At 54.0% G+C, this 17,680-nt stretch carries 15 protein-coding genes and 1 rRNA gene; 8 read left to right on the top strand and 8 right to left on the bottom strand.

Annotated features, from left to right (window positions below; genetic code table 11):
- Positions 1 to 4: 4 nt before the first annotated feature.
- Positions 5 to 1,828 carry a ribosome-dependent GTPase TypA gene (gene typA, locus ACJBF3_RS19225; RefSeq protein WP_032639914.1) on the bottom strand — a complete coding sequence of 608 codons (1,824 nt, stop codon included), beginning with the start codon at positions 1,826 to 1,828 and terminating at the stop codon, positions 5 to 7.
- A gap of 378 nt (positions 1,829 to 2,206) precedes the next feature.
- On the opposite strand from typA, the gene glnA reads away from it, so the two are divergent.
- From glnA to ACJBF3_RS19205, 4 genes are all read left to right on the top strand, one after another.
- Positions 2,207 to 3,616 (top strand): glutamate--ammonia ligase, encoded by a 1,410-nt coding sequence (gene glnA, locus ACJBF3_RS19220; RefSeq protein WP_008501856.1) that lies wholly within the window; start codon positions 2,207 to 2,209, stop codon positions 3,614 to 3,616.
- A gap of 170 nt (positions 3,617 to 3,786) precedes the next feature.
- Positions 3,787 to 4,836 carry a nitrogen regulation protein NR(II) gene (gene glnL, locus ACJBF3_RS19215; protein WP_032644301.1) on the top strand — a complete coding sequence of 350 codons (1,050 nt, stop codon included), beginning with the start codon at positions 3,787 to 3,789 and terminating at the stop codon, positions 4,834 to 4,836.
- An 11-nt stretch (positions 4,837 to 4,847) separates the two neighbouring features.
- On the top strand, positions 4,848 to 6,260 hold the full coding sequence (glnG, locus tag ACJBF3_RS19210) for a nitrogen regulation protein NR(I) (RefSeq protein ID WP_023309765.1): 1,413 nt from the start codon (positions 4,848 to 4,850) through the stop codon (positions 6,258 to 6,260).
- Positions 6,261 to 6,371: 111 nt separating this feature from the next.
- The gene (locus tag ACJBF3_RS19205) at positions 6,372 to 6,482 is read left to right on the top strand and encodes a YshB family small membrane protein (RefSeq protein WP_045329576.1); all 111 of its coding nucleotides are present in this window, start codon (positions 6,372 to 6,374) and stop codon (positions 6,480 to 6,482) included.
- A 100-nt stretch (positions 6,483 to 6,582) separates the two neighbouring features.
- On the opposite strand, the gene hemN is transcribed toward ACJBF3_RS19205, so the two are convergent.
- On the bottom strand, positions 6,583 to 7,956 hold the full coding sequence (gene hemN / locus ACJBF3_RS19200) for an oxygen-independent coproporphyrinogen III oxidase (protein WP_045329482.1): 1,374 nt from the start codon (positions 7,954 to 7,956) through the stop codon (positions 6,583 to 6,585).
- Positions 7,957 to 8,144: 188 nt separating this feature from the next.
- On the bottom strand, positions 8,145 to 8,660 hold the full coding sequence (gene yihI, locus ACJBF3_RS19195; protein ID WP_032644299.1) for a Der GTPase-activating protein YihI: 516 nt from the start codon (positions 8,658 to 8,660) through the stop codon (positions 8,145 to 8,147).
- Between the two features lie 577 nt (positions 8,661 to 9,237).
- On the opposite strand from yihI, the gene yihA reads away from it, so the two are divergent.
- Complete coding sequence (yihA, locus tag ACJBF3_RS19190) at positions 9,238 to 9,867, top strand: ribosome biogenesis GTP-binding protein YihA/YsxC (protein ID WP_023309768.1); 630 nt, start codon at positions 9,238 to 9,240, stop codon at positions 9,865 to 9,867.
- A 310-nt stretch (positions 9,868 to 10,177) separates the two neighbouring features.
- Here the strand turns inward: yihA and polA are convergent, their stop codons facing one another.
- Positions 10,178 to 12,973 carry a DNA polymerase I gene (gene polA / locus ACJBF3_RS19185; RefSeq protein WP_045329575.1) on the bottom strand — a complete coding sequence of 932 codons (2,796 nt, stop codon included), beginning with the start codon at positions 12,971 to 12,973 and terminating at the stop codon, positions 10,178 to 10,180.
- A gap of 440 nt (positions 12,974 to 13,413) precedes the next feature.
- Between polA and ACJBF3_RS19180 the strand changes: the two genes are divergently transcribed.
- On the top strand, positions 13,414 to 14,322 hold the full coding sequence (locus ACJBF3_RS19180; protein WP_045329573.1) for an acyltransferase: 909 nt from the start codon (positions 13,414 to 13,416) through the stop codon (positions 14,320 to 14,322).
- Between the two features lie 23 nt (positions 14,323 to 14,345).
- Here the strand turns inward: ACJBF3_RS19180 and dsbA are convergent, their stop codons facing one another.
- The 3 genes from dsbA to ACJBF3_RS19165 form a co-directional block, all read right to left on the bottom strand.
- Positions 14,346 to 14,969 (bottom strand): thiol:disulfide interchange protein DsbA, encoded by a 624-nt coding sequence (dsbA, locus tag ACJBF3_RS19175; RefSeq protein WP_045329480.1) that lies wholly within the window; start codon positions 14,967 to 14,969, stop codon positions 14,346 to 14,348.
- Between the two features lie 27 nt (positions 14,970 to 14,996).
- Positions 14,997 to 15,983: a serine/threonine protein kinase gene (locus tag ACJBF3_RS19170; protein ID WP_045329479.1), complete on the bottom strand. Its 987-nt coding sequence runs from the start codon at positions 15,981 to 15,983 to the stop codon at positions 14,997 to 14,999.
- A 75-nt stretch (positions 15,984 to 16,058) separates the two neighbouring features.
- Positions 16,059 to 16,328 (bottom strand): YihD family protein, encoded by a 270-nt coding sequence (locus ACJBF3_RS19165; RefSeq protein WP_008501866.1) that lies wholly within the window; start codon positions 16,326 to 16,328, stop codon positions 16,059 to 16,061.
- A 68-nt stretch (positions 16,329 to 16,396) separates the two neighbouring features.
- Between ACJBF3_RS19165 and mobA the strand changes: the two genes are divergently transcribed.
- Together mobA and mobB are read left to right on the top strand one after the other, a co-directional pair.
- Positions 16,397 to 16,981, top strand: a complete 585-nt coding sequence (gene mobA, locus ACJBF3_RS19160; RefSeq protein ID WP_045329477.1) for a molybdenum cofactor guanylyltransferase MobA — start codon at positions 16,397 to 16,399, stop codon at positions 16,979 to 16,981.
- The gene (mobB, locus tag ACJBF3_RS19155) at positions 16,978 to 17,481 is read left to right on the top strand and encodes a molybdopterin-guanine dinucleotide biosynthesis protein MobB (protein ID WP_045329475.1); all 504 of its coding nucleotides are present in this window, start codon (positions 16,978 to 16,980) and stop codon (positions 17,479 to 17,481) included. The genes mobA and mobB overlap by 4 nt, the downstream gene beginning before the upstream one ends.
- 99 nt (positions 17,482 to 17,580) lie before the next feature.
- Here mobB and rrf read toward each other — a convergent pair.
- Positions 17,581 to 17,680: ribosomal RNA gene (gene rrf / locus ACJBF3_RS19150) — 5S ribosomal RNA — on the bottom strand; the annotation flags it as partial.

Here is a 17,680-nt window from a genome sequence, read left to right as displayed (position 1 = left end):
CGTATTAGTCTTCTTTCGCACCGCGCATTGCACGTTTACGATCGTTCTCGGTCAGGTGACGTTTACGGATACGAATTGACTGTGGAGTCACTTCGACCAGTTCGTCGTCATCGATGAATTCCAGAGCCTGCTCCAGAGTCATCTTGATCGGTGGAACCAGAACCGTTGCTTCGTCAGTACCGGACGCACGCATGTTGGTCAGTTTCTTACCGGTCAGGCAGTTTACGGTCAGGTCGTTAGAACGACTGTGAATACCGATGATCTGGCCTTCGTAAACTTCCGCACCATGACCCAGGAACAGCTTACCGCGATCCTGCAGACCGAACAGCGCAAACGCAACCGCTTTACCCTGACCGTTAGAGATCAGCACGCCGTTGTTACGCTGGCCCACTTCGCCCGGACGCACGTCGTCGTAGTGGCTGAAGGTGGAGTACAGCAGACCGGTACCGGACGTCATGGTCATGAACTCAGAACGGAAGCCGATCAGGCCACGGCTTGGGATCACGTAGTCGAGACGTACGCGGCCTTTGCCATCTGGATTCATGTTTTTCAGGTCGCCTTTACGCTCGCCCAGTGCCTGCATGACAGAACCCTGGTGCTGCTCTTCGACGTCCAGCGTTACGTTTTCGAACGGCTCTTGTTTACGTCCGTCGATTTCGCGGAAGATAACTTTCGGACGGGAAACCGCCATCTCGAAACCTTCACGACGCATGTTTTCGATCAGAACTGACAGGTGCAGCTCGCCACGACCCGAAACGCGGAATGCGTCAGCGTCTTCGGTTTCTTCAACGCGCAGCGCAACGTTGTGCACCAGCTCTTTGTTCAGGCGGTCAAGGATCTGACGGGAGGTAACGAATTTACCTTCTTTACCACAGAACGGAGAGGTGTTGACGTTGAAGAACATGGATACGGTTGGTTCATCAACGGACAGGGCTGGCAGCGCTTCGACGTTCTGCGGATCGCAGATGGTGTCGGAGATGTTCAGTTCACCCAGACCGGTGATGGCGATGATGTCGCCCGCTTCCGCAACGTCACTCTCGATACGCTCAAGACCCAGGTGAGTCAGCACTTTACCGACTTTACCGTTACGGGTTTTGCCTTCGCTATCGATGATAGTAACCTGCTGGTTCGGCTTCACTTTACCGCGCTTGATACGACCAATGCCGATAACACCAACATAGTTGTTGTAGTCGAGCTGAGAGATCTGCATCTGCAGGGTACCGTCGAGATCGACGTTTGGCGCAGGAACACGGTCAACAATCGCCTGATACAGCGGGGTCATGTCTTCAGCCATGTCTTCGTGGTCCAGACCCGCGATACCGTTCAGCGCAGAGGCGTAAACGATAGGGAAGTCCAGCTGCTCGTCGGTCGCGTCGAGGTTAACGAACAGGTCGAAGACCTGGTCAACAACCCAGTCAGGACGCGCGCCAGGGCGGTCAACTTTGTTGATAACAACGATTGGCTTCAGACCATGGGCAAAAGCTTTTTTGGTCACGAAGCGCGTCTGTGGCATTGGGCCATCCATTGCGTCAACGACCAGCAGAACGGAGTCTACCATGGACATTACACGTTCAACTTCACCACCGAAGTCGGCGTGCCCTGGGGTATCAACGATGTTGATACGGTAGTCATTCCATTTAATCGCGGTGTTTTTCGCGAGGATGGTAATCCCACGCTCTTTCTCCAAATCGTTGGAGTCCATCACGCGTTCTTGGGTTTCGGCACGCGCATCAAACGTACCGGATTGCTGCAGCAGCTTGTCAACCAGGGTAGTTTTACCATGGTCTACGTGCGCGATGATGGCGATGTTACGCAAATTTTCGATCACAACTTTGCCTCAGGCATTTAGAAATAGCGCGTTATTGTACACGGATTAATCGCACTACAAAACAGGATCACAAACATCCCCCGCAAACAAGTATTGCAGAGATGCTTTGTGATCGCTTTCACGGAGCGGTAAAAGGGCACTTTAACGTAAATTGCACCAATATGGTGCTCAATGTTCACATCGAAGCACTATACTGGTGCAACAAATCCATTGTGGTGCAGCCCTTTTGCACTATGGTGCGCATGATAACGCCTTTTGGGGGTGTTTTAAAAGTTGGCACAGATTTCGCTTTATAAAAAATACATGGCAACAGCCAGTACAAACAGAAATTGAAGACCTCGTTACCACGACGACAATGACCAATCTGGAGAGTTAAGTATGTCCGCTGAACACGTTTTGACGATGCTGAACGAACATGAAGTGAAGTTTGTCGATCTGCGCTTCACCGATACCAAAGGTAAAGAACAGCACGTCACAATCCCTGCTCATCAGGTGAACGCCGAATTCTTTGAAGAAGGCAAAATGTTTGACGGCTCCTCCATTGGCGGCTGGAAAGGCATTAACGAATCCGACATGGTTCTGATGCCAGATGCAACCACTGCGGTCATTGATCCGTTCTTCGAAGAACCTACCCTGATCATCCGTTGCGATATCCTCGAGCCAGGCACGCTGCAGGGCTACGACCGCGACCCACGTTCTATCGCCAAACGCGCTGAAGAGTACCTGCGTTCTACCGGCATCGCGGACACCGTGCTGTTCGGGCCAGAGCCAGAGTTCTTCCTGTTCGATGACATCCGTTTCGGTGCCTCTATTTCTGGCTCCCACGTGGCTATCGACGACATCGAAGGCGCATGGAACTCCTCCACCAAATACGAAGGTGGTAACAAAGGTCACCGTCCAGGCGTGAAAGGCGGTTACTTCCCGGTTCCTCCGGTCGACTCTGCACAGGACATTCGTTCCACCATGTGTCTGGTGATGGAAGAGATGGGCCTGGTGGTTGAAGCTCACCACCACGAAGTAGCGACTGCCGGTCAGAACGAAGTGGCTACCCGCTTCAACACCATGACCAAAAAAGCGGACGAAATTCAGATCTACAAATACGTTGTGCACAACGTTGCGCACCGTTTCGGTAAAACCGCAACCTTCATGCCAAAACCGATGTTTGGCGATAACGGTTCCGGTATGCACTGCCACATGTCTCTGTCCAAGAACGGCACTAACCTGTTCTCTGGCGACAAATATGCAGGTCTGTCCGAGCAGGCGCTGTACTACATCGGTGGTGTTATCAAACACGCTAAAGCGATCAACGCCCTGGCGAACCCAACCACCAACTCCTACAAGCGTCTGGTCCCGGGCTACGAAGCGCCAGTGATGCTGGCCTACTCTGCGCGTAACCGTTCTGCTTCTATCCGTATCCCGGTGGTGGCGTCTCCTAAAGCGCGTCGTATCGAAGTTCGCTTCCCGGATCCAGCGGCTAACCCATACCTGTGCTTCGCCGCACTGCTGATGGCCGGTCTGGACGGTATCAAGAACAAGATCCACCCGGGCGAAGCGATGGACAAAAACCTGTACGACCTGCCGCCAGAAGAAGCGAAAGAGATCCCACAGGTTGCTGGCTCTCTGGAAGAAGCCCTGCAGGCGCTGGACGCAGACCGCGAGTTCCTGACTGCGGGTGGCGTATTCACTGACGACGCTATCGATGCTTACATCGCCCTGCGTACCGAAGAGAACGACCGCGTGCGTATGACTCCGCATCCGGTTGAGTTCGAACTGTACTACAGCGTTTAATTAAGTTGTTTTACCCGGCGTGACACGCGCCGGGAGTAGTTGCCGTGGAAACTTTTAGCCCATCTCCGGATGGGCTTTTTTCTCCACCAACAACCTGATCTCACGCGCTTTTTACGCCGAAAACGCTATACCGCACTAAATTAGTGCAAACGACTCCAGGAGACTGCTGAATGGCAACTGGCACGCTGCCCGATGCTGGGCAGATCCTCAATTCTTTGATTAACAGCATCTTGCTGGTCGATGACGAGCTGGCCGTTCATTACGCCAACCCGGCGGCGCAGCAGCTGCTCGCCCAAAGCGCACGCAAACTGTTCGGCACCCCGCTTCCTGAACTCCTGAGCTATTTTTCGCTGAATATTGGCCTGATGCAGGAAAGTTTGCAGGCCGGACAGGGGTTTACCGACAACGAAGTGACGCTGGTGATCGACGGGCGCTCGCACATTCTGTCGCTGACCGCGCAGCGTCTTCCAGAAGGCCTGATCCTGCTGGAAATGGCGCCGATGGATAATCAGCGTCGACTGAGCCAGGAGCAGCTTCAGCATGCGCAGCAAATTGCCGCGCGGGATCTGGTGCGCGGTCTGGCGCATGAAATCAAAAACCCGCTGGGTGGGCTACGCGGCGCGGCGCAGCTGCTGACCAAGGCGCTCCCCGACCCCGCGCTGGCGGAGTACACCAACGTCATCATTGAGCAGGCGGACCGTCTTCGGAATCTGGTAGACCGCCTTCTCGGGCCGCAGCAGCCGGGAATGCACGTCACGGAAAGCATCCATAAGGTGGCTGAACGGGTGGTGAAGCTCGTCTCGATGGAGCTGCCGGAGAACGTCACGCTGGTTCGTGATTACGACCCCAGCCTGCCGGAACTGGCCCATGACCCGGACCAGATTGAGCAGGTCCTGTTGAATATTGTGCGCAACGCTCTGCAGGCGCTGGGACCCGACGGGGGCGAGATTATTTTACGCACCCGCACCGCCTTCCAGCTCACGTTACACGGCGTCCGCTACCGGCTGGCGGCCCGCATCGACGTCGAGGATAACGGGCCCGGCATTCCATCGCATCTGCAGGACACCCTGTTCTACCCGATGGTCAGCGGTCGCGAAGGCGGGACCGGACTGGGCTTATCCATTGCCCGCAGTTTGATCGATCAACACTCCGGAAAAATTGAATTTACCAGTTGGCCGGGACATACCGAGTTTTCGGTCTTCCTGCCGATTAAAAAATAAAGGTGACGTTTATGCAACGAGGGATAGTCTGGGTAGTCGATGACGATAGCTCCATCCGTTGGGTGCTTGAACGCGCGCTCACAGGGGCAGGATTAAGCTGCACGACGTTTGAGAGCGGCAGCGAAGTGCTCGACGCACTCACCACCAAAACGCCGGACGTTTTGCTTTCGGATATTCGCATGCCGGGCATGGACGGGCTGGCGCTGTTAAAGCAGATCAAACAACGCCACCCTATGCTTCCGGTCATCATAATGACCGCACACTCCGATCTGGATGCCGCGGTGAGCGCCTATCAGCAAGGGGCGTTCGATTACCTGCCCAAACCGTTTGATATCGACGAGGCGGTGGCGCTGGTTGAGCGCGCGATTAGCCATTATCAGGAGCAGCAACAGCCGCGCCACGCGCCCGATTTTGGGCCAACAACCGACATCATCGGCGAAGCGCCGGCGATGCAGGACGTGTTTCGCATTATCGGCCGCCTGTCCCGCTCGTCTATAAGCGTGCTGATTAACGGTGAATCAGGAACCGGTAAAGAGCTTGTGGCGCATGCCCTGCACCGCCACAGTCCGCGAGCAAAAGCGCCGTTCATCGCCCTGAATATGGCGGCGATCCCGAAGGATTTAATTGAGTCCGAGCTGTTCGGCCATGAGAAAGGGGCGTTCACCGGCGCGAACACCATTCGCCAGGGGCGCTTTGAACAGGCTGACGGTGGTACGCTGTTCCTGGACGAGATCGGCGATATGCCGCTGGATGTTCAGACCCGCCTGCTGCGCGTGCTGGCCGACGGGCAGTTTTATCGCGTGGGGGGATACGCGCCGGTGAAAGTGGACGTGCGCATTATCGCCGCGACCCACCAGAACCTGGAGCAGCGCGTGCAGGAAGGCAAATTCCGCGAGGATTTATTCCACCGTCTCAACGTCATCCGCGTTCATCTGCCGCCGCTGCGTGAGCGCCGGGAAGATATTCCCCGCCTGGCGCGCCATTTCCTCCAGGTAGCCGCCCGCGAGCTGGGCGTGGAGGCCAAACAGCTTCACCCGGAAACCGATGCCGCCCTGACGCGCCTGGCGTGGCCGGGCAACGTGCGTCAGCTGGAAAACACCTGCCGCTGGTTAACGGTGATGGCCGCCGGGCAGGAAGTGCTGATTCAGGATTTACCGGCCGAGCTGTTTGAAGCGACCGCGCCTGAAAGCAGTACCGGCCACGCGCTGCCGGACAGCTGGGCGACGCTGCTGGCGCAGTGGGCCGACCGCGCGCTGCGTTCCGGTCATCAAAACCTGCTGTCTGAGGCTCAGCCAGAGATGGAGCGTACGCTATTAACTACCGCGCTGCGTCATACGCAGGGTCATAAGCAGGAAGCCGCTCGCCTGCTGGGATGGGGACGTAATACCCTGACGCGCAAGCTGAAAGAGCTGGGAATGGAGTAATTTTACACCGCCGTGTAAAGGTTATAAATTGAGCGCAAATTGCCGTTATTTTGCGCTTTACTGTTCCGCCGAGTTTTGTATGATCGTGCCCGGAAATTGGGGGTGAACATCATGCTAGAAACAATCGTGAATATGCTCTCTAGCGGAGCCGCTGAAAGCCACACGCCACAAACCGCCGTTGCGGCAGTGCTGTGTGCGGCGCTGGTTGGGCTGTTTAGCTAGCGAGCTGTTAATGAAAAGCCGGGTGGCGCTTCGCTTACCCGGCCTACATATCGCATTTTCGTAGGCCGGGTAAGGCGAAGCCGCCACCCGGCAATGCGGTTTAAATCACCCGCGAGAACTGCTGCAAACGCGCTTTCTGGCGCAGATAGGCGTCAAAGCACATGCAGATATTGCGGATCAACAGACGCCCTTTCGACGTTACCTCAATCGTGCTATCCGACACCTCCACCAGCCCGTCTTTCGCCAGCGGCGCAATCAGCTTCAGGTCTTCCGCAAAGTAATCGCTAAAGTGCAGATCCCAATGCGACTCAATGTCACCGAAATCGAGACGGAAGTTGCAGATAAGCGCTTTAATGACATCGCGACGGATGCAGTCGTCGCGCGTGAGCGCAATGCCGCGCCACAGGGCGTTACCCGTTTCATCAACCTGCTGATAGTACAGCTTCAGCTCTTTCTGGTTCTGCGCGTAGCAGTCGCCGATCATGCTGATGGCGGAGACGCCCATCCCCAGCAAATCGGTATCGCCCTGGGTGGTGTAGCCCTGGAAGTTACGGTGCAGGACCCCTTCGCGCTGCGCAATCGCCAGCTCGTCATCCGGACGAGCAAAGTGATCCATACCGATAAACTGATACCCGGTCTCGGTCAGCGAGGTGATGGTTTCCTGGAGGATATCCAGCTTCTGCTGGGCTGAAGGCAGATCCGCATCTTTGATTTTGCGCTGGGCGGCGAAGAGCGTCGGCAGATGCGCGTAGTTAAAGACGCTCAGGCGGTCCGGGTTGAGTTCGGCCACGCGCTTGAGCGTGAAGGCGAAGCTTTCCGGCGTTTGCTTTGGCAGGCCGTAAATCAGGTCAATATTGGTTGAGGTGAAGCCAATCTCACGCGCATGGTTGAGTAAGGCAAAGATAAATTCTTCGTCCTGCTCGCGGTTCACCAGACGCTGAACCTCTTTATTGAAATCCTGCACGCCCATGCTCAGGCGGTTGAAGCCTTCGGCGCGTAAGTGATCCAGTACATCCAGCTCGATTTCACGCGGATCGACTTCGATCGAGATTTCAGCGTCGGCGTTAAAGCTGAAATTGCCGCGCAGCAGGGCCATCAGACGGCTTATTTGCGCTTTGTTCAGATAGGTTGGCGTACCGCCTCCCCAGTGAAGCTGGCTGACGTGACGGCCCTTAAAGAGCGGTGCGCGATGCACAATTTCCTGCTCGAGCGCATCGAGATACTGGTCGGCTTTATGCTGCTGACGGGTAACGATTTTATTGCAGCCGCAGAAGTAGCAAAGCTTGTGGCAGAACGGAATATGGACGTAGAGGGACAGCGGACGCTCAGGATAGCGCGCGACGGCCTGCTGAAAATCCCCCTCGCCGAAGGCATCGGAGAACTCCAGCGCGGTGGGGTATGACGTATAGCGCGGCCCAGAATAGTTATATTTCTGGATTAGGGCCAAATCCCAGTCGATAGTTGGTGCTGACATGCTCACTCCTTCCGTTGGTGTCGCGTTCGTATACGGCGGCCCGTTCTGGCCCCGTTGCGGGCCATCATTCGGGTGCGCAGCCACTTCTGTCGCCGCGACAACCGCCGTAGTTTAACGAATAACCACACCAGATAACATATAACCGGAAGGGTTATAAGCAGGACTATCGTGCCTGCCGGGTGCAAATGTTAGTTTCCACCCTTCAGAAGACGCATCATATCTTCCTGCTTTTCGTCTTCTTCTTCATCTTCGTCATCGTCGTAAGACAGGCCCAGCTTCTGCATCAGCTCATCAATGCGGTCCAGTTTTGCATCCACCCATGACTGCTCTTCCGCGGTCAGGGTTTCACCCTCTTCAAGACGTTCCAGCAGCGCGTCCAGGCGCTCATCGTTCTCCAGCAAATCCAGCTCAGCCTGCGGTGAAAGCATAGGTTTCTCGCTCTTTGGTTTGTGCTGCTTAGTGACCGGGGTGTCTGTCACGCCCAGTGGAATGGGAGTTTTACTGCCGATACGAGGGTCTTTCTGCTGTTTGCCTTTTGCAGAAGCACCCGCTGCACCACCACCGTTGGCACGGCTACCCGCAGCATGACCGCGATGTTTTTTGTCGCGTTTGCGATCGCGCGCTTCCTGGTTCAGTTCTTCGCGCGTTTTGCGGCGTGCTTTTGCAGGGCGTTTCGCGCCCGCAGCGGAGGTTGGTTTTTTCATGATGTTTTATCTTTAAGTCGTTTTCTTCAGTATAGAATTGCGGCGAAATCTAGCAGAAAGCAAGCAAAGAAAAAAGGCGACAGAGCAATCTGTCGCCTTTTTTCCTGACTCACAACCCTTAGCGGGCCAGACATTCCGTGTTTGCCAACAACAAACCCTGTTTATCCCTTGGCTAATACCGTCCGTGATACGGTTCCATTTCCTGCTTAAACGCCTCCAGGCGCTGGTCATCCTGACAATCCTGCGTCTTCGCCTCCTGGCGCTCCTGACCCTAATCCTTAAGTCGATATCCTGTTGGCTTCCTCGCCCTGACGCACACTTTACCTTGTTCCATTAAACTAACAAGCAACGAAACGGTACAAAAAGGGATTTTCAGACAATTACCTGGAAATAAACTTATGATTTAAAACAGTTTGGCTTTTTTGACGCCTGCGAATTCTCTTAAATCTCCCATAGCATCACTGGCCGATGTCTCACACCGGCAGGGGCATTCACCTACAGGGCAGAGTAATCAGAAAAGCCTTTTGCCTGCATTCGGGTATAATCCCCTTCAGATTACGATTTTGGAGACGACCACGTGACTACCTGGAACTACCAACAGACGCATTTTGTCACCAGTGCGCCCGATATTCGCCACCTTCCTTCTGATACCGGTATAGAAGTGGCCTTTGCTGGCCGCTCCAACGCGGGGAAATCCAGCGCCCTGAATACGCTGACCAATCAGAAAAGCCTGGCGCGTACCTCAAAAACACCTGGCCGTACCCAGCTGATCAACCTGTTTGAAGTCGCAGAGGGCAAACGCCTGGTCGACTTACCGGGATACGGTTACGCGCAGGTACCGGAAGAGATGAAAATCAAGTGGCAGCGGGCGCTGGGTGAATACCTGGAAAAACGTCTGTGCCTGAAAGGTCTGGTCGTGCTGATGGACATTCGCCATCCCCTTAAAGATCTGGATCAGCAGATGATCGACTGGGCAGTAGCGAGCGATATCGCCGTGCTGGTGCTGCTGACAAAAGCCGATAAGCTGGCAAGCGGCGCGCGTAAAGCGCAGGTGAATATGGTTCGCGAAGCGGTGCTGGCGTTCAACGGTGATGTACAGGTTGAGCCGTTCTCCTCGCTGAAAAAGCAGGGCGTGGACAAGCTGCGTCAGAAGCTCGACACCTGGTTTAGCGAGCTGGAACCCGCGACGGAAGCGGAAGAAGAGTAATACCGAGCGCGGCGATGGCCGCGTTTTTTTTGCCTGAATTTTCTTTGCCGCAATAAAAAACGCCCCAGTCATTACTGACTGGGGCGGCTAAAATATTCAGCCAAATCCGATTACGTGAAGTAAAAGGTCTGAAAGATAGAACATCTTACCTCTGTACCCTACGCCGATAACTCTACCCCTTTTTGTGCTGCAGAAAAAGCACTTTTTGTAGTTTTTTTTCATTCTTTACATAGGGAATTCTAATGATCGTCACAAAACGCGCCTTCTTATGTTGCAAACTTACATAAAAAGCGCGTTATGCGAAGAACCGTTAGTGAGCCTGATCCCAGTTCTCACCACTTCCGACTTCCACCAGCAACGGCACGTCAAGCGTCATGCTGCTTTCCATCAGTTCGTGGATCTTCTTCGACACGGCGTCGAGGTCGTCTTTGTGCACTTCAAACACCAGTTCATCGTGTACCTGCATGATCATTTTCACGCGAGGCTTCTCTTTTTCCAGCCAGGCATCGACGGCGATCATTGCACGCTTAATGATGTCCGCCGCGGTACCCTGCATCGGGGCGTTAATCGCCGCACGCTCTGCGCCAGCGCGGCGCGCCGCGTTGCTGGATTTGATGTCCGGTAAGTAGAGACGGCGGCCATCCAGCGTTTCGACGTAACCTTTTTCCTTCGCCTGCGCGCGGGTGCGCTCCATGTATTCCAGCACGCCCGGATAGCGCTCGAAGTAGAGATCCATGTACTTCTGCGACTCTTTACGCGGAATGTTGAGCTGGCGCGAAAGACCAAATGCACTCATGCCGTAAATCAGACCGAAGTTGATCGCCTTAGCGCTGCGGCGCTGTTCGTTGGTCACGCTGTCCAGCGGCAAGCCAAAGACTTCCGCCGCGGTTGCGCGGTGGATATCCTTCCCTTCGGCAAACGCGGTCAGCAGGCCTTTGTCGCGGGACAGATGCGCCATAATGCGCAGTTCGATTTGCGAGTAGTCCGCCGAGACAATCAGGTAATCCTCCGGCGCAATGAAAGCCTGGCGAATGCGGCGGCCTTCTTCATTGCGTACCGGGATGTTCTGCAGGTTAGGGTCCGTTGACGAGAGACGACCGGTCGCCGCGACAGCCTGGTGATACGACGTGTGCACGCGACCCGTTTTCGGGTTGATCATCAGCGGGAGCTTGTCGGTATAGGTCGACTTCAGCTTCGCGAGACCACGGTACTGCAGAATCACTTTCGGCAGCGGGTAATCCAGCGCCAGCTCTTCCAGCACCTCTTCAGACGTTGACGGCGCGCCGCCAGGGGTTTTCTTCAGCGGCTTGATGCCCTGCTTTTCAAACAGAATGGTTTGCAGCTGCTTCGGCGAAGAGAGGTTAAACGGCTCGCCTGCCAGCTCGTGCGCCTTTTGCTCAAGCTCGGTCAGACGCTGCGCCAGCTCCCCAGAGTGGTTATGCAGCACCGTTGGGTCGATTTTCACGCCGTTGCGTTCAATGCGGGACAGCACCGGTACCAGCGGCATCTCGACATGCTGGAACACGTTCAGCGGCCCCTCCTGCTTCTGCAGTTTTGGCCACATCTTCAGGTGCAGCTGCAGCGTGACGTCGGCGTCTTCCGCCGCGTAGCGTCCCGCCTCTTCAAGAGCAATCTGGTTAAAGGTGAGCTGATTTTTCCCTTTACCTGCAATCTCTTCAAAGGTGATGGTTTTGTGCTTGAGCCAGCGGTCAGATAAGGAATCCATATCATGGCGACCCGCGACGCTGTCCAGAATGTAGGATTCGAGCATGGTGTCGAAGGCGATCCCGCGCAGTTCAATGCCGTAGTTTTGCAGAATACCGCGGTCGTACTTGAGGTTTTGCCCCACCTTGAGCGCCTTTTCGTCTTCCAGGATCGGCTTCAGCAGCTCAAGCACGCGTTCACGGGACATCTGCTCCGGCGCGTCCAGGTAATCGTGCGCCACGGGAACGTAGGCAGCCATACCCGGCTCTGTCGCAAACGAGAGGCCAACCATATTGGCAGAGATGTTATCAAGACTGTCCGTTTCGGTATCAAAGGCAAAGACCGGCGCCTTTTTCAGCTTCTCGATCCAGGCGACCAGCTGCGACTCTTCAAGAAGGGTTTCGTAGTTGTCGAAAGAGAGCGTAACGGCCTCTTCTTCCTCCACCAGCGCTTCTGCATCAGCGACAATCGATTCCTGTGGCTTTGCTGCCGGTTTCGCTCCTTTTGCCTGTAGCCACTTCCCGGCTTCCACGTCGGTGATCCAGCGCTTAAATTCGTATTTTTTAAACAGGGTCAGCAGATCGTCCGCGGAAGGCTGCTGCACTTCCAGCTGCTCACAGCCCAGCTCCAGTTCGACATCGGTTTTGATGGTGGCCAGCTGATAGGAGAGATAAGCCACCTCTTTGTTATCAATGAGTTTTCCGGCCATGGTTTTTGCGCCACGGAAGGAGAGCCCGGCAATTTTGTCTGATTCTGCGTAGAGCGTATCCAGTCCGCCCAGCCCCTGAAGCAGCGCCTGCGCGGTTTTTTCACCAACGCCAGGTACACCCGGAATGTTATCCGAAGAGTCGCCCATCAATGCGAGGAAGTCGATAATCAGTTCAGGCGGCACGCCATACTTAGCGACGACCTCTTCCGGCCCCAGAATGGTGTTGGTCATGGTGTTAATCAGGGTGATACCGGGCGTTACCAGCTGCGCCATATCTTTATCACCGGTGCTGATCAGCACGGGACGACCCATTTTTTCTGCTTCACGCGCCAGCGTGCCGATGACGTCATCCGCTTCAACGCCAGAGACCGCCAGCAGCGGCAGCCCCATCGCTTTTACCATGGCATGCAGCGGCTCAATCTGCGCGCGCAGATCGTCAGGCATTGGCGGACGGTGGGATTTGTAATGCTCGAACAGCTCGTCGCGGAACGTTTTGCCTTTTGCATCAAAAACGACTGCCGCATGGCTTGGCTGATACTGAAGGATCAGGCTGCGCAGCATATTCAGCACGCCGTACATTGCGCCGGTCGGTTCCCCTGCGCTATTGGTCAGAGGAGGAAACGCATGATATGCCCGATACAGGTAAGAAGAGCCATCGACGAGAATAAGAGGGTTTTCTGGGATCTGAACCATAATGTCCGTGCCTTTAATCAATTTATGGGTAAAGGATGCCACAGAAGGATGAAAACATCAGGTATTAGCGCCTGATACAGGAAAAGATTTTGCGATCGTGAGGATCGCTCGCAAAAATCAAACTGTGGATAAGTTTGTGTATATTTTCACTTCAGATGAATAACAGACGTAAAAAACACATACGAGCTAATTTTTAGATCTTAATTATCATGCTGTTATGCCATCTGATAGTATCTATATGGCCAACTGATGGCAATTTAGTCTATGTGGATATAAGCCTTGATAAGCGCGCAATGACAGAGAAATCTTCTGCGGTGGGGTAAAAGCGGCCAAAACATCACGTGAAAGCGCCATTCATTTGCCTGTTTTCTGGTAAAATCAGCGCCCAGCGTCGCCTGGTCGGCCGCCCACTTACAGCTAACTACCTGAAAAAGCTCATCATGTCGAGATTGCTCGCTGCAATAACATTACCGTTAAGCATCATTTTAACTATCCTGGTGACTGTCGCCTGCTCTGTGCCGATCATTCTCGCCGGAATAATTAAACTGCTGCTGCCTGTCCCCGTGGTGTGGCGAGCCGTGTCCGCATTTTGTAATTTCATGATGTATTGCTGGTGCGAAGGACTGGCGATCCTGTTGTGCCTTAACCCGCACCTGAAGTGGGATGTGAAAGGGCTGGAGCGCCTTAACAAAAAGAACTGGTACCTGCTAATCTGCAATCACCACAGCTGGGCCGACATCGTGGTGTTATGCGTGCTGTTTCGCAAACATATCCCGATGAACAAATACTTCCTGAAACAGCAGCTCGCCTGGGTGCCTTTTATCGGGCTGGCCTGCTGGGCGCTCGATATGCCGTTTATGAAACGCTATTCGCGCAGCTATTTGATTCGTCATCCTGAACGTCGCGGTAAGGATGTAGAGACCACGCGCCGTTCCTGTGAAAAGTTTCGCGCGCATCCAACGACCATCGTGAACTTTGTTGAAGGCTCCCGGTTTACGGAAGAGAAGCGTCAGCAAACTCGCTCTCCTTATCAGCATCTGTTGCCGCCAAAGGCGGCGGGGATTGCGATGGCGCTTAACGTGCTGGGTGCACAGTTCGATAAGCTTCTTAACGTCACGCTCTGCTATCCGGAAAACGATAAGACGCCGTTCTTCGATATGCTCAGCGGTAAACTGACGCGCATCGTCGTGCACGTCGATCTGGTCCCGATTGACGCTGAACTGCACGGTGATTACGTAAACGATAAGAACTTCAAACGTCGTTTCCAGCAGTGGCTTAATACGCTCTGGAAAGAGAAAGACGAACGGATAGACAATATAAAATCTTCATACAAAAACGCCGGTCAGTGACCGGCGTTTGTACATCAACGAAATTACTTTTTCTCAACCAGGTATTTCACGGTATCAGCATACTGCTGCACGAAGATATCCATGCTGCTGGTGTCCATACCCTGCATGTTCAGCTGGTACTTGCCGTTAACAAACATCGCCGGAACGCCCTGAAGCTGGAGGTCAGCAGCCGCTTTTTCCTGCTGAGCCACCAGGGATTTCACCACGAAGCTGTTCCACGCTGCGTCATAATCTTCACCTTTCACGCCAGCGTCAACGAACACTTTACGGATATCCGCAGTGGTCTGAACGGTCTGGGTTTTCTGTACGGCTTCAAACATTGGCGCAGTGATCTTATCTTCCACGCCCAGTGCCATGGCAACCGCCCAGGCCTGGGTCAGATCTTTACCCAACGGGCCCAGGAACTCGACGTGGTACTTGGTCATTTTGGTGCCTTCCGGCAGCTTTTTCTTCACGTTGTCAGACACATGCAGAACCTGCTCGAACTGATAGCAGTGTGGGCAATAGAACGAGAAGAACTCCAGCACCTGTGGCTCGCCAGCGACCGGTTTTTCCAGCGTGATGAACTGCTTGCCGTCGGTAAACTGCGCAGCAGAAGCGCTAAATGCCAGAATCATACCTGCCAGCGCCAGCCAAATTTTTTTCATAATTAACTCTCTCCTGGGTGTGTCCAATTAATACATCGGCGTTAATTGCAGAGGGGGTTCCTGAAGAACCTTGACCTGCTCAGTAAATGTAGATATCTGGCTGCGCCAGTAATCCTCTCCGGTAAGCCACGGGAAATTCCGGGGAAATGCGGGATCGTCCCAACGCCTGATTAACCATGCGAGATAATAAACAAAACGCATCGCACGTAAAGGCTCAATCAGGGCAATTTCGTCTGAATTAAACGGGCTAAATTCTTCATATGCTTCAATAATGGTTTCAAGCTGCATGCGTTGCTCGGCTTTGTCACCGTTGAGCAGCATCCACAGATCCTGAACCGCTGGCCCCATACGCGCATCATCGAGATCGACAAACAGCGGGCCATCACGCCAGAGAATATTCCCGGCGTGACAATCGCCATGCAGGCGCAGGAGGGAAATATCATCGCGCCAGCAGGTTTTCACTGCAGCAATAAGCTTGTCGGTAGCGCTGAGGAAATCATCCTTGAGCGCAGAGGGGATCATTGCAGACGCTGCGAATATTTCGCGCGGTTCCGTAAGGTATTCCTGAATCCCGATAGTCGGGCGGGCAATAAACGCTTTTTTGCGTCCCGTCTGGTGTATACGCCCAAGATAGCGGGCAACCCACTCCATCTGATCGATATTATCCGCTTCAAACTGGCGACCACCCAGGCTCGGGAAGACCGCGTAGTAAAACCCTTCATGCGTCAGGAGCGTTTGATTATTGAATTTTAGCGGGGCGGCAACGGGGACATCATCATCCAGCAGATCGTGAGCGAACTGATGCTCTTCCTGAATTTGTTCTGCGGACCAGCGTTCTGGACGATAAAACTTTACGACGAAGCGCTGACGATCCTCGTCCTGAAATTGATAGACGCGGTTTTCGTAGCTGTTTAACGGTGTAAGCCCGGAGTCCACCCGAATACCCTGTTCAAACAGGGCATCCATAATGGTGTCCGGGTGTAAGGTCTGGAAAGTAAAAGCCTGGTCGTTCATCCGATCATCCGGAAATTATACGAATGATTCAGGATATCATCTTGTGGCGATTTCGGTGCCGCCGCTTACAAGCTTTTACTCTTTAATTACGCCTCGGGCGCGCAATAGTGCGGTCTTAAAATCTTCCTCATAATCTTTCTGAATACCAGGAATAACAGCATCTTTGGCGGAGTCGCGCATTTTAAGGTGGTAGATCAGGATGTCGTCAGAAAGGTCTGCCAGATCGCCGTCAAAACCTGACTCTTTCGCCAGTTTCTGTAAAAATTGCATCAGATTAAGCTCTGGCTCTTTTTGCCAGGCGGGCTGGAGGAGTTCAATAACTTCATTCAGACGTTTACATTTCATGGTGGTGCTCCTTTCATTTAGAGTGACACGTTAGCAGGGTCAATCCCACAATAAAAGAGGCGATATTCGTGAATCTTAGCCAGGAAATCATTGGGGTCGTTCTGGCAGGTGGCAGAGCGACGCGAATGGGGGGAAAAGATAAGGGGCTTCAGCTTCTTAATGGCAAACCCTTGTGGCAGCATGTCGCCGATACGCTCGCAGGCCAGGTATCGACAATGGTCATTAGCGCTAACCGGCATCTCGACACTTACCGGCAAAGCGGGTACGCCGTTTATCAGGATATTCTTGAGGATTATCCGGGACCGCTGGCCGGTATGCTTTCGGTCATGCAACAGTCTGATGGTGAGTGGTTTATCTTCTGCCCCTGTGATACCCCGTTTATTCCATCCTGTCTTGTCGAGCGTTTGTTACTGCGTCATGGTACGGCTCCTGTGGTTTGGGCACATGACGGCGAGCGCGACCATCCTGCTATCGCATTGATGCACCGATCGCTAGCGCCTGCCCTGCAGCGCTATCTGGCTGCGGGCGAGCGCAGGGTAATGGTATTCATGCGTGAGTCTGGCGGCCATTCCGTTGATTTTAGCGATGTGAAATCAGCCTTTGTGAACGTGAATACGCGTGAAGATTTGCTGCTGATGCAGGAGAAAAGATGATACCTGTTGTAGCCATATCCGCCTGGAGTGGGACCGGGAAAACCACGCTGCTGAAAAAGCTCATTCCTGCGCTTTGTGCCAGAGGTATCCGTCCTGGATTGATTAAGCATAGTCATCACAACATGGATATCGATACGCCAGGAAAAGACAGCTATGAGCTGCGTAAAGCCGGAGCAGCACAAACGATGGTAGCAAGTCCTCAGCGCTGGGCGTTAATGACAGAAACGCCGGATGAGGCGCCGCTGGATCTCGCTTATCTGGTCAGTCGGATGGATCATTCCACCCTGGATCTGGTGCTGATTGAGGGATTTAAGCATGAGGCAGTGCCTAAGATCCTGCTGTTCAGAAGCGATGCCGGGCATGATATGAGTGAGCTAACGCTGGATGAGCATGTCATTGCGGTGGCCAGTGATGTGGTATTGCCGCTTGAGGTTCCGGTGCTGGACTTAAATGATGTGGAGGGAATTGCGGACTTTATTGTGACGTGGGGTGCGGTCTGACGTGCCGGGTGGCGGCTTCGCCTTACCCGGCCTACAAAATCCGGTGGTTCAGAAACGCAAAAAGGCCATCCTTCCGGATGGCCTCTTCACTTATTTGATGCCTGGCAGTTCCCTACTCTCACATGGGGAGACCCCACACTACCATCGGCGCTACGGCGTTTCACTTCTGAGTTCGGCATGGGGTCAGGTGGGACCACCG

Source organism: Enterobacter sp. PP-008-ECC_S150 (assembly GCF_045257065.1).
GTDB lineage: Bacteria > Pseudomonadota > Gammaproteobacteria > Enterobacterales > Enterobacteriaceae > Enterobacter > Enterobacter chengduensis.
The sequence above is the reverse complement of the archived record's forward strand: the minus strand, read 5'-3'. Positions and strand labels throughout refer to the sequence as shown.

What these genes read in the sequence shown, in the direction of transcription:
- ACJBF3_RS19165 (WP_008501866.1), bottom strand. Translation starts at nt 16,328, where the DNA reads ATGAAATGTAAACGTCTGAATGAAGTTATTGAACTCCTCCAGCCCGCC.
- ACJBF3_RS19205 (WP_045329576.1), top strand. Translation starts at nt 6,372, where the DNA reads ATGCTAGAAACAATCGTGAATATGCTCTCTAGCGGAGCCGCTGAAAGC.
- polA (WP_045329575.1), bottom strand. Translation starts at nt 12,973, where the DNA reads ATGGTTCAGATCCCAGAAAACCCTCTTATTCTCGTCGATGGCTCTTCT.
- hemN (WP_045329482.1), bottom strand. Translation starts at nt 7,956, where the DNA reads ATGTCAGCACCAACTATCGACTGGGATTTGGCCCTAATCCAGAAATAT.
- ACJBF3_RS19170 (WP_045329479.1), bottom strand. Translation starts at nt 15,983, where the DNA reads ATGAACGACCAGGCTTTTACTTTCCAGACCTTACACCCGGACACCATT.
- dsbA (WP_045329480.1), bottom strand. Translation starts at nt 14,969, where the DNA reads ATGAAAAAAATTTGGCTGGCGCTGGCAGGTATGATTCTGGCATTTAGC.
- glnL (WP_032644301.1), top strand. Translation starts at nt 3,787, where the DNA reads ATGGCAACTGGCACGCTGCCCGATGCTGGGCAGATCCTCAATTCTTTG.
- yihI (WP_032644299.1), bottom strand. Translation starts at nt 8,660, where the DNA reads ATGAAAAAACCAACCTCCGCTGCGGGCGCGAAACGCCCTGCAAAAGCA.
- glnG (WP_023309765.1), top strand. Translation starts at nt 4,848, where the DNA reads ATGCAACGAGGGATAGTCTGGGTAGTCGATGACGATAGCTCCATCCGT.
- ACJBF3_RS19180 (WP_045329573.1), top strand. Translation starts at nt 13,414, where the DNA reads ATGTCGAGATTGCTCGCTGCAATAACATTACCGTTAAGCATCATTTTA.
- glnA (WP_008501856.1), top strand. Translation starts at nt 2,207, where the DNA reads ATGTCCGCTGAACACGTTTTGACGATGCTGAACGAACATGAAGTGAAG.
- mobB (WP_045329475.1), top strand. Translation starts at nt 16,978, where the DNA reads ATGATACCTGTTGTAGCCATATCCGCCTGGAGTGGGACCGGGAAAACC.